Genomic DNA, 10875 nt, shown 5'->3' on the forward strand with positions numbered 1-10875 from the left:
TCATCCTGGACTCGTTTCAGGATCTCAATAAAATCAATACTTATAGTGAAACGCTGAAATAAATTCAGCATGACATTTTTATATGTAGTTAGCTGTACGTTGAATTTTTTTGATAGCTTTAGAAAACTCATTCCTTCTGTTTTGAGTTTTAATATCTTATTTATAAAATGATGTGAGTAGGACATAAGTAAATAAAAAACGGCATACTACTTTTATCTGTATTTAGCTATAATATTCTCTTTGGGCCGGAATACTCTTACCAACAACTATAATAATAGCAAGCATATGAATACAATTACTGTGGATATGTAGTATATCTTTAGGTTTGATTATTATGGAGATTGAGATTCTTAGAATAGTAAGCTAGGGATTTGTCTAATCCAAATATCCGCCAGCTTCAAAACGATCGATAAAATGTTGACTAAAATGAATTTTATTTAGCTTAATATTTGCTAAAAGCTTTTTATATTGACCAGCTCTAAAAATATAATTTAGAACATAGTAAACATTGCCTTTACCGACAATTTTTTCCACTTTTGCTTCAAAATTAGTAAAGTCTGCTCTTTCATCAACATAATCATCTAGTAAAGAGCATAGCTTATCAATGGTTTTCTCATCAGCTCTATCAAAGTACTTAGCTACCTCATAATGAAACTCGTATTTGCTATCATGAAAAAAAGGGTAGACATTCCCTTGCCAAGCAGCTTTATAACTGTCATCGACATAGCTACTACTTAAAACATTTAGCTTCATAAGTTCATAGTAAAATTTATTTGTATTCATTATATTTTCCTGTTTTATTTATTTAGCTCTTCCTGAACTATCTGATTAACTTGCTTAGGGTTTGCTTTACCTTTACTTGCTTTCATAGCCTGGCCTACAAAAAAGCTCATAAGCTTAGTTTTACCAGCTTTAAAGTCAGCTGCTTGCTGAGGATTAGCAGCAATTATACCTTGAACTAGCTCACGAATCATACTCTCATCAGATACTTGCTTTAAACCAAGCTTTTCAATAATAGCTTCAACCGCACCAGGCGCATCAATATATCCTGCTATTACTTTCTTGGCATTAGCTTGAGATATGAGATCTTTTTGTACATTAGAAATGATTTCTAGTAAAATCTCAGCTGGTAGGATATCACTACAGAACTCTTTTCCTAGCTTATTTAAAGTTGCTAATAAATCTACTGTTACCCAATTGTAGGCTGGTTTATAACCAATCTTTGTCGCAACTTGATCATAGTAATCAGCAATTTCTAGGTTTGATAATAAGAATTGTACTTCTTGTTCTGCCAAATGCTCTTGATATATTGCTTCACGCTCTTCTGGTTTAAGTGGCATTTGCTTTTTGATACTTTCAATATACTCATCAGTTATCACCAAAGGCAGTAAATCTGGATCTGGAAAATAACGATAATCAAAAGCATCCTCTTTAGCACGCATTGAACGCGTCTCATTAGCATCTGCATCATAAAGACGTGTTTCTTGGACAACTTCGCCTCCTGACTCTAATACAGCAACTTGACGAGCATACTCATACTCGATAGCCTTATCAATAAACCTAAATGAGTTTATATTTTTAAGCTCAGCACGCGTACCAAACTCAGCTTGCCCCTGTGGTCTGATAGACAAGTTGACATCACATCTAAATGAACCTTCTTGCATGTTACCATCACAGATCCCTAGATGTTTAACTAATTGATGAAGTTTTTTTAGGTAAGCAACAACTTCTTCAGCTGATCTAAAATCAGGGTATGTCACAATCTCTAAAAGTGGTGTGCCAGCACGATTGTAGTCCAGGCCAGTCTCACCAGCAACATAGCCATGAACAGATTTACCTGCATCTTCTTCTAAATGTGCGCGTTCTATTCTGATAGTTTTTATCCCCATTGAAGTTTCAATCTCTAATCTACCTTCTTGAACTATTGGATTAGTTGATTGGCTGATTTGATATCCTTTCGGTAAATCTGGATAAAAATAATTTTTTCGCGCAAAAAAACTGTCTTTTGAAATCTTAGCATCTACAGCTAGACCAAATATTACTGCTTTACGGATTGCTTCTTTGTTTACTACCGGCAATGTTCCAGGCAAACCCAAGTCCAAAAATGACGCTTGGGTGTTTTGATGCTGCCCATATTTTGTTGCAGAAGTCGAAAACAGCTTAGATTTAGTACTTAACTGAATATGGACTTCTAGCCCTATCACCATTTCCCAATTCACTATTAAATCCTCACTTGTTCTAAAATAAATTCTTCGATACCATAATGCCTTTGATACTGTACTACTATCTGAGTCAAGATATTATCGTTAAATGCTTTAGCCATAAGCTGCCCACCAACTGGTAAACTATTTGCAAAACCAATAGGAAATGCAATAGCTGGCAAACCTGAGATGTTAGCAGGAATAGTATAAATATCTGATAAATAAGCTGAGACTGGATCCAGCTTATCACCCTTCTTAAATGCTTCACTTGGTGATGCTGGCATAAAGATAGCATCAACTTGAGTAAATATTTGATTGATTTGATCTGTCATTACTTTACGCAACTGTTGAGCCTTATTATAATAAGAATCATACTGACTTGACGCTAAAACATAGTTACCAATCATAATTCTACGCTTAACTTCTGCACCAAAACCATCAGTTCGCGATTTTTTATATAACTCATCTAAATTTTTAGCTTCTGGATTACGGTAACCATATCTAACGCCATCATATCTAGCTAAATTTGCTGCTGCTTCAGCTGGAGTAATAATATAATAAGTTGATAGTGCTTCTTTTAGATCTGGAACTTTTACAGATTTTATCTTGGCTCCTAACTTCTCAAAGTTTCCAAGTGTTGTTGCTACAGCTTGTTGGATTTGCTCTGGCAAGTCCTTGATTAAACTTTCATCAACACCAATTACCTTACCTGCGATATCTTTTTGTAGATCTTGGGTAAAATGGTTTTGTTTAACACCAACGCAAGTAGAGTCAAATTGACACTTCCCAGCAATTGCATCTAGCATAATTGCGACATCTTCAGCATAGTGGGCAAAAATTCCTGCTTGATCAAAAGATGATGCAAAGGCTACCATACCAAATCTTGATGTACTACCATAAGTAGGCTTCATTGCTGTAAGACCACAAAAACTCGCAGGTTGTCTTACAGATCCGCCAGTATCTGAACCTGTACTTACTGGAGCAAAGCCTGCGGCAACTGCCGCAGCTGAACCACCCGATGAGCCTCCAGGCACCCTATCTAAATCCCAAGGGTTACTAACAGCACCATAGTAACTATACTCATTAGTTGAGCCCATCGCAAACTCATCCATATTAAGCTTACCTAGAGTAATCATACCTTGATCTTTACAGTTTTTTGTTACTGTTGAATCATATGGTGCAATAAAATTATCTAACATCTTAGAAGCAGCTGTAGTTTTTATACCCTTAGTACAAAAAAGGTCCTTATGTAGAATAGGGATACCTGTTAACAGTGTTTGTTTACCTTGAGATATTATATTATCTGCCGCTTCTGCCTCTTTGAGCGCCTCTACCTCACATAGCGTGATCACAGAATTTATATTCTTATCTTGCTGTTTTATTTTTGCTAGATACTCTTTAGTTAGTTCAACAGCGCTTATTTCACCACTATTTAATCTAGCTCTTAATTTCTTAATATATGACATTGCTCACCCTATTTAACAACCTGTGGCACCATAAAGTAATCATCAACAACTTCACATGCAAACTTATCAAAACTTGCGCGGTTATCTTGATCTTGAGGTATATCTTCACGAAATTTAAAATCAACGCTAATAGGAGATATCAATGGCTGGACTCCCTGCGCATCGAAATCTTTGACTGTATCTAGAACCTTACAGATATTGGTAAGATCTTTGGTATACTGCTCTAACTGCTCTTCAGTCAAATCAAAACAAGATAGCTTAGCAATATGTTTTACTAATTTTTTATCCATTTAAACACCTAAAATAAATTGTTCGAAACAAATACCCACTAGATTATAGAATACTCATTAAGATAAAGAAAGATATACAATCGCTATTTTATATTTGAGGGTTGTTTTTGTACTTGTTCTTTTATAGTTGCTGGTTTTTCAACTGGTTGGCTCTTTTTGATACCTATGCGTAACTGACTACTGTTTAGATTGATTGGAAAACCATTATATCTACGCCATAACTCATAACCTAAGCTAACATTATTAAGCAATACCCAACCATGTACTTTTGTTCCCAACCTTAATACATCAGGAGATGGCCACTCTCTCTTACCACTTTGTTTGACAAAGATTTTAAACTGACCTTGAGCATTATTTTGTGGCGATATAAATATAACCTCACCTTCAAAAGTACCGATAGCAACTTGTGGCCATCCGCTAAACTGTACCGCTGGCCAACCTTCAAATTGTAACATTACTTTGTCACCAACCTTAACAAGTGGCACATCCATACTATTTATCCACAACTCGACAATACGCGATTTACTATCAGGGACAATTGTTGCTAATACATCAGTATCTTTGACAATCACACCACCTAGACCATGAATACGATCAACTATCACACCATCTGTAGGAGCCTTGACCAAACGACTCTGCTGACGCGCGATTTGTACTTTGACCTTGGCTAAATCGACATTTGCCTTAGCTAAATCCTTGGTATAATTTACCATCTCTAGTTGAGCTTGTTCATATACTCTTTGTGTACTAGCGCCCTTATCGACAAGATACTTATGCCTGTCGATATTATTTTTCGCATTTTTTATCGCTAGTTTTACAGATTTTATTCCCAGCTCAATGGCTGCTTTTTCTTCTTCTAATCGCGAGACAACTTCTGGATCTAAATCCAAAACCTCAACGATTGGATCATCTTTTTTGACCGAGTCACCCTCAAAGACATACCACTTACCTAATCTACCTCCAATTGGTGCAGATATATTCTGTTGGCGTTCAGATGGTGAAAGGGTTGTAACATCACCATAGCCATCGATTGTTTGCTGCCATGGAATTATCGCCAAGATAACACCGATTACAATGACACTTAATAACACTAAAAAAATTATCTTCTTAAAACTAGGATCTTTCTTTAGCATCTCATACGATTTTAACTGCATCGAAAGCCTCCTTCTGAATTGATATAATTAACGTTGGCACTGCTATCTTTTGCAAGATCTGCGTAATTGTCATATTACTTCTATTAGTTAAGCCATATGAATCAATTAGAATTAGCAACTTAGGCTGTTTTAGTATAGCCCTTATCAGATTCATCTTAAGTACAACCATAGTGTCAAATTCTAGATTATATTTTATAGTCTGTGAATCAATCTCCTTGTCAAAATACTTCTCAAGGAAGCTAATACCAAAAGCATCCAGCAACTCACTCAAATACTTTAATTTCTCTTGAGAAAAGTCATTTTCGCATAAATTGTCTAGTACCATACCTGCGACAATTTCTATACCACTAGCTATATGAATCTTGTTAAAAATCTCTTCTTTGCTATAGTTGCTTAGACAAACATTATTTATCTTAACAATCCCTTCTGAATTATCATCACAAAAAGCATTTAATAATCTTTGTGCTTCGTGTGTTGTCAAGCAGAGATTATTAAAGTGGTTTTGAGTATAGTCAAATTTAGTTTTTTGAGATTTTGATAGTGTTATCTCTAATGAGTTTACTTTATTTTCTAATTTGGCAATTCTATGCTCCGACGTTGGCTGATCTTTTTTAGAAATCTCTAAAAGGTCTAAAATCTTACGTATTGCCACCATAAAACCATAACAATCATACAAGTATTGACTAAACTTCAATAAACCTAATAGCACAGTATTTACAAGTATTTCAGCAGCAATAAGTTGGCCAATTGATAGCTGGCCATTAATTATCAAATAACTACCAATACCTAAAAGCAAGATATTGATAAAGATATATGTTAAGCCAATATAAATATGTTGCCTAAACACGACGCTAAAAAAATTTGCCCTAGCATCTAAATAGTTACATAATTTAGCATCTGCTTTTTTGATTGAGCTTTCTTCTGGTCGCTGTCTAAATGATAAAAACTCGGCTGTTCTCTCTTCAAGCCAATAAACTATATCATAGATACTGTTTGATTCTCTTAAACCCGCTTCATAGCCAGCTCTCATCGGGATAAAAATAACTAATACAATACATGTAATCAACAATATATCAAAGACCAAAAACATTGGATGATAAAACGCTAAAATAATCACACAGAAAACTGTCTGTAAGAATATATCAAGCAGAATTATAAATATAACCGAAACCGACTTTTGTAAAAACTTCAGCTCAAAAGCTCTATTGATTTTCTCTCTGACATTAATTTTTATTAAATCATTAAAATCAACTCTGTAAATAGACGATATTATTCTTAGCACAGTTTCAACAAAAACTTTTCTTTGAATATCTTCAATAAGCTTTAGCTGAAAGACCCTAACAAAAAAAGCCGCAGTTAATAAAATAAACAAAATTGTTATCAATGATATAATGGGTCTTATCGATAGATTTATACCAACTAGGTTTACCAGCGTCTGCACTGAAACAGGGATAGTAAGAGATAAAAAACCTAACAATATACTGTATATAACCAGAGTATATACAGTATGTTTAGGTATTTTTAAAACCGCTTTTATTTGTTTATATAACATTATAAGATACAAAGCCTTTAGATTTATACCTTTTCAGTATAATATAGATTTTTTTAATGTCTACTTCTGATATGTTTATACTATTAAGATTTTGTAAGTTTAGTAATATTAGCTTTAGAATACTCCAGTAAGTCCCCCCAACACCATCACCTGTAAAAGTAATTGGAAAACTGTAATTTTGTCCACAACCATCGACACTCCATAACTCATGCCACTGTACTACCTTAATTTTTTTGCTAGCTGAGGACAAATACACCCGTTTAAATCCAAAAGTAACATAAAACTTAACATCTTTAGACAACTGCTCTTTAGCGATATTACAGCTGTTAGCACACAAATATTTAGCTACATCATACATAAATAAATTGCTAATGATATCTGCCGGAAGCTTAGATGCGGCAAATATTGTGGTATGTGGTATTAATTAAGACAACACAGTAGCACTATTCTATTGATAGTTTTCTCATTATTTTCTAAATTTTGATAGATCGCTCAAAAACATGATCGATCTCTTTTAGATAAGTATTCTTAATACCCTCAAAATCCATCTCTGGAATATCCAAACTAATTTTATGCTCATCTTGCATAACTTTTTGTAATTTCTTAGAGAAAGATTCTCCTTGCTTAAGATCAAAAGCAACTTGCTGAACAATCTTATAACAATCTTCACGCATAAATGGTGTATTTGCTACTAAAAAGTGCAGGTAAAAACTTGATAAATAAGCACTAGTACTTCTAACTCTATCTTCGATAATGTCTTGTTGTATCACTAGATTATCAATAGTATTTTTCATTCTGCGTAAAGCATATACCATGATACCGAAGTTATCTGGTAGATAAAAACGCTCTGCTGAAGAGTGAGAAATATCTCGCTCATGCCATAATACGCAATTCTCTAGAGCTATTGAAACATGAGATCGCAGCATTCTTGCCATACCTGTTAGGTTTTCTGTAGAAATTGGATTTTTTTTATGTGGCATAGTTGATGAACCTTTTTGCCCTTCAGAGAAGCCCTCATAGACCTCAAAAACATCACTGCGATGTAAATGCCTAATCTCTACAGCTAATCTCTCAATAGCAGCAGCGATAAGCCCATGAATTGAAATTAGCTTAGCGATTCTATCTCTAGGAATAACCTGTGTAGAAACTTCCTCCACTGGTAAACCTAAAAGGTCTGCAGCTTTTTTCTCATCTTCCGTAGTTAAAATACAATAGTTACCAACAGCACCTGAGAATTGAACTGTAAGTCCATCTTTTTGAAAATCTTTTAGATCTTTTAGTCTACGTTTAAATTCAACATAAGCACCTAAAAACTTTTGCCCAAAACTCATAGGTTCAGCAAACATCCCATGACTTCTACCCATAGTGATAATTTCTTTCGTCTCTTGAGCTTTTGCAAGTAATGAATCACAAAGAGCTTCTAGATCCTTGACAACATGTTCCATAGACTCACGAATTTGTAAACTAAGAGCTGAATCAATAATATCTGATGATGTAACACCAAAGTGAAAAAATTTGCCTGTTTCAGCTGTAAACTGCTCAGCAATAGAAGTACAAAAAGCGATGATATCATGCTTTGTCACCCTCTCAATCTCATCAACCCTTCCTGGTCTAATTTGTGCTTTTGCACGAATTTCTGCAGCTGTACCTTTAGGTACCATTCTATCTTCAAGTGCCTCTAAAATCGCAAGCTCAACCTCTAGCATTTTTGCATATTTATTCTCATCTGCCCAAATCTTTGAGATTTCTGCCACATCATATCTTTTTATCATTTTACTACCCTATTCAATAAAACATCCGCAAGCACACCTAGCTTATCTAAGCTAAAACTCAGCCAAGCTACAAACGTGACGATACATCATGAACTATTTGATTCAACTTAAATATAGTTTAATTTTCTCAAATAGAATGATATTGTCAACATATTTATAAATAATACGCCAGCGTGATTTTACTAATTTAATTGAGTTATTTGTTATAATAATACTGGCTTGATAATTTAGTTTATATGTTCCTAAAAAGAGCATATACAAGATCATGTTTACGCTGTTGAATTAGCTATGAGAAAGTTGAAACCATGTCTGTGAAGCTCACATGTTGTATGCTCTACATCTGTATCTTTATAACTCATTTTGTTTACCATATTTTTGAGTTAGTTTAGAGTGACAATTTAGTTTTAGTTTTTTTTACAGACATTTGTTAATAATTCTTTTAAACTTTATTCTATAATACTTATAAGCTTATTTTACCAACTATTTTCTTTCAATTAGCTGACATTTTCTGATACACTATTTTCTTAATTTATATTCAGACACTCCGATCGGTTTAGATACACCTTCTAATGCATATTTTGCAACTACATTATCCTTTGTTTTACATAGAATTAGTCCTATTGATGGATTATCATCAGCTTGTTTCATCTGATCATCTACAGCTGATAAACAAAGATTCATATTACCAACATCTTCAGGCCCAAACTTTTTATCTTTCAGTTCAATAACAACAAAACAATGTAGCTTGCAGTGATAAAATAATAAATCTATATAAAAATCTTGTTTTCCAATTTCTAAATGATATTGGCATTGGCGACCCATAAAAGCAAATCCTGGCCCAAGCTCATCTAAGAATTTTCCTATATTTAAGTATAGTGCTTCTTCTACTTTCTTCTCTTGAGCTCCCTCTTCAATACCCGGTAAATCAAATATATAGAAGTTTTTCAATGCTTGAGCTGCAAGCTCAGATTGTGAAGCTGATAGTTTCAATTCAAAATTGTTTATAGCCGTTCTTCCTTTTAAATTAATTTCTTTTCTATATAATTCTAAGCCCTCACGAATAGCTGGAATAGCATCTTGACTAGCCACATAATTTTCTAGAAAACTATTATCCTTATTATCATTAGTGTTTGCTGGGGTACCAATTATCTCAAAATCTCTTAGTAAATCTAAATCATCACTACAAGCTTCGATTTGAGAAATATCTTGAATAAATTTACCAAAAATTTTTTCATTTAAAAGCACATGTACAGTTACTATTTTTTTTACACCCCAATTAATTGGATCTATAAAAGCGGCATTTTGAATATCATCACTAATTACAAGTTCAGAAATAACTATTGAATTATCTTCAGAAGTATGGCTAGAGATCATTTCTTTTAATATATCATCATTCTCAGGGTCAGGCCAACGCAAAGCCGTCTTAAATGAAACGTTTTTATTTGTCGATACCACCATATTCCTATAATCACCTAAGCTACTTCCTTTTGAGTCTCTAAGTTTAAACTTACCTTTTAATACTTTGTTATTTAGCTTGCCGACTCCAGTATTAATACCATTAGAAATTAGTGGATGATATTTTACTGTGACATTATTATCTTGTTTATTTCCTAGTTTACTATTTGTTTTCTTCTGAACCACGAAATATAAACTAGTATCATCTACCCTTGTATGCAGCGATAATGCAGGCCATAGTAAATCGAAAGAGTCTGGTAAATATGTCGAAATTAAAGGAACATTTGCAGTAAAAACACATTGAATACTGCCTCCTCGTATCCACTTCTTTTGTTCTGACCAAAATCCTTCATATTCTTCTATCCAGGATCCTTTTTGAGGACAACTAATATTATCTGAAATAAATCTAGGTTTTTTTAACATATAAAAATTCCCTTCTTGAGTATTATTATGCAATTTAATATTAAAATTTAGTTCATCATTAGCAAAAACAACCCCAGTAATTAGTATGAACCATAATAATAATTTTTTCATTTTCTCAAACTTCCTTTTCTTTATTTAAAAGAAAATTATATTACCTGTTATTTAAACTATAATATTTATTAATATATATTTCATACACTAGGAGTAGTTTATAATATTTTATAACCATTAGCAATTTAATCAGCGGATTTAGCAGCGCCATTCGCAGTAAAAGTAATATTTTTAAGTTCATTTTATAGTTATATGTATAAAAGTAGTTACTAATTTTATTTTAGGTCATATTCTCATCATTTTATTAAGAAAATATTAAAACTTAAAGCAGAAGAAATGAACTTTCTAAAGCTATCAAAAAAATTCAACATAAGTGTAAGAAGTATTCAAGAATGATTTAAATGGCAATTTACCTAAAGATACAAGAAATAAGCCTAATACCAAACTTGATTTATAGCCTCCTAGGCATAAAAGTAGTACATTCTGTCACAATCCTGAACTCGTTTCAGGA

9 protein-coding genes and 1 pseudogene are annotated in these 10875 nt (G+C 33.3%); all 10 read right to left on the reverse strand.

What is annotated here, in order from left to right; translation table 11 throughout:
* Nucleotides 1-375 precede the first annotated feature (375 nt).
* A complete protein-coding gene (locus tag CGC45_RS08400) occupies nucleotides 376-783 on the reverse strand; it encodes a hypothetical protein (protein ID WP_071629836.1) in 408 nt (135 codons plus the stop codon).
* Nucleotides 784-797: 14 nt separating this feature from the next.
* On the reverse strand, nucleotides 798-2219 hold the full coding sequence (gene gatB / locus CGC45_RS08405; protein WP_071629837.1) for an Asp-tRNA(Asn)/Glu-tRNA(Gln) amidotransferase subunit GatB: 1422 nt from the start codon (nucleotides 2217-2219) through the stop codon (nucleotides 798-800).
* 2 nt (nucleotides 2220-2221) lie between these two features.
* Nucleotides 2222-3667: an Asp-tRNA(Asn)/Glu-tRNA(Gln) amidotransferase subunit GatA gene (gene gatA / locus CGC45_RS08410; protein ID WP_071629838.1), complete on the reverse strand. Its 1446-nt coding sequence runs from the start codon at nucleotides 3665-3667 to the stop codon at nucleotides 2222-2224.
* An 8-nt stretch (nucleotides 3668-3675) separates the two neighbouring features.
* Nucleotides 3676-3957, reverse strand: coding sequence for an Asp-tRNA(Asn)/Glu-tRNA(Gln) amidotransferase subunit GatC (gatC, locus tag CGC45_RS08415; protein WP_071629839.1), 282 nt, complete (start codon nucleotides 3955-3957; stop codon nucleotides 3676-3678).
* An 83-nt stretch (nucleotides 3958-4040) separates the two neighbouring features.
* Complete coding sequence (locus CGC45_RS08420; protein ID WP_071629840.1) at nucleotides 4041-5111, reverse strand: HlyD family secretion protein; 1071 nt, start codon at nucleotides 5109-5111, stop codon at nucleotides 4041-4043.
* Nucleotides 5092-6663 (reverse strand): ATP-binding cassette domain-containing protein, encoded by a 1572-nt coding sequence (locus CGC45_RS08425; protein ID WP_114702128.1) that lies wholly within the window; start codon nucleotides 6661-6663, stop codon nucleotides 5092-5094. The genes CGC45_RS08420 and CGC45_RS08425 overlap by 20 nt, the downstream gene beginning before the upstream one ends.
* A complete protein-coding gene (locus CGC45_RS08430; RefSeq protein ID WP_071629842.1) occupies nucleotides 6653-7021 on the reverse strand; it encodes a hypothetical protein in 369 nt (122 codons plus the stop codon). The genes CGC45_RS08425 and CGC45_RS08430 overlap by 11 nt, the downstream gene beginning before the upstream one ends.
* 115 nt (nucleotides 7022-7136) lie before the next feature.
* The gene (gene purB, locus CGC45_RS08435) at nucleotides 7137-8435 is read right to left on the reverse strand and encodes an adenylosuccinate lyase (protein ID WP_071629843.1); all 1299 of its coding nucleotides are present in this window, start codon (nucleotides 8433-8435) and stop codon (nucleotides 7137-7139) included.
* Nucleotides 8436-8951: 516 nt separating this feature from the next.
* The gene (locus CGC45_RS09465) at nucleotides 8952-9425 is read right to left on the reverse strand and encodes a PDDEXK nuclease domain-containing protein (RefSeq protein WP_306669153.1); all 474 of its coding nucleotides are present in this window, start codon (nucleotides 9423-9425) and stop codon (nucleotides 8952-8954) included.
* Nucleotides 9426-9461: 36 nt separating this feature from the next.
* Nucleotides 9462-10424: pseudogene (locus tag CGC45_RS09470) on the reverse strand (hypothetical protein); the annotation flags it as partial.
* Nucleotides 10425-10875 lie beyond the last annotated feature (451 nt).

The organism is Francisella opportunistica (genome assembly GCF_003347135.1).
Lineage (GTDB): Bacteria > Pseudomonadota > Gammaproteobacteria > Francisellales > Francisellaceae > Francisella > Francisella opportunistica.

What these genes read in the sequence shown, in the direction of transcription:
- CGC45_RS08400 (WP_071629836.1), bottom strand. Translation starts at nt 783, where the DNA reads ATGAATACAAATAAATTTTACTATGAACTTATGAAGCTAAATGTTTTA.
- gatA (WP_071629838.1), bottom strand. Translation starts at nt 3,667, where the DNA reads ATGTCATATATTAAGAAATTAAGAGCTAGATTAAATAGTGGTGAAATA.
- gatC (WP_071629839.1), bottom strand. Translation starts at nt 3,957, where the DNA reads ATGGATAAAAAATTAGTAAAACATATTGCTAAGCTATCTTGTTTTGAT.
- CGC45_RS08420 (WP_071629840.1), bottom strand. Translation starts at nt 5,111, where the DNA reads ATGCAGTTAAAATCGTATGAGATGCTAAAGAAAGATCCTAGTTTTAAG.
- CGC45_RS08425 (WP_114702128.1), bottom strand. Translation starts at nt 6,663, where the DNA reads ATGTTATATAAACAAATAAAAGCGGTTTTAAAAATACCTAAACATACT.
- CGC45_RS08430 (WP_071629842.1), bottom strand. Translation starts at nt 7,021, where the DNA reads ATGTATGATGTAGCTAAATATTTGTGTGCTAACAGCTGTAATATCGCT.
- purB (WP_071629843.1), bottom strand. Translation starts at nt 8,435, where the DNA reads ATGATAAAAAGATATGATGTGGCAGAAATCTCAAAGATTTGGGCAGAT.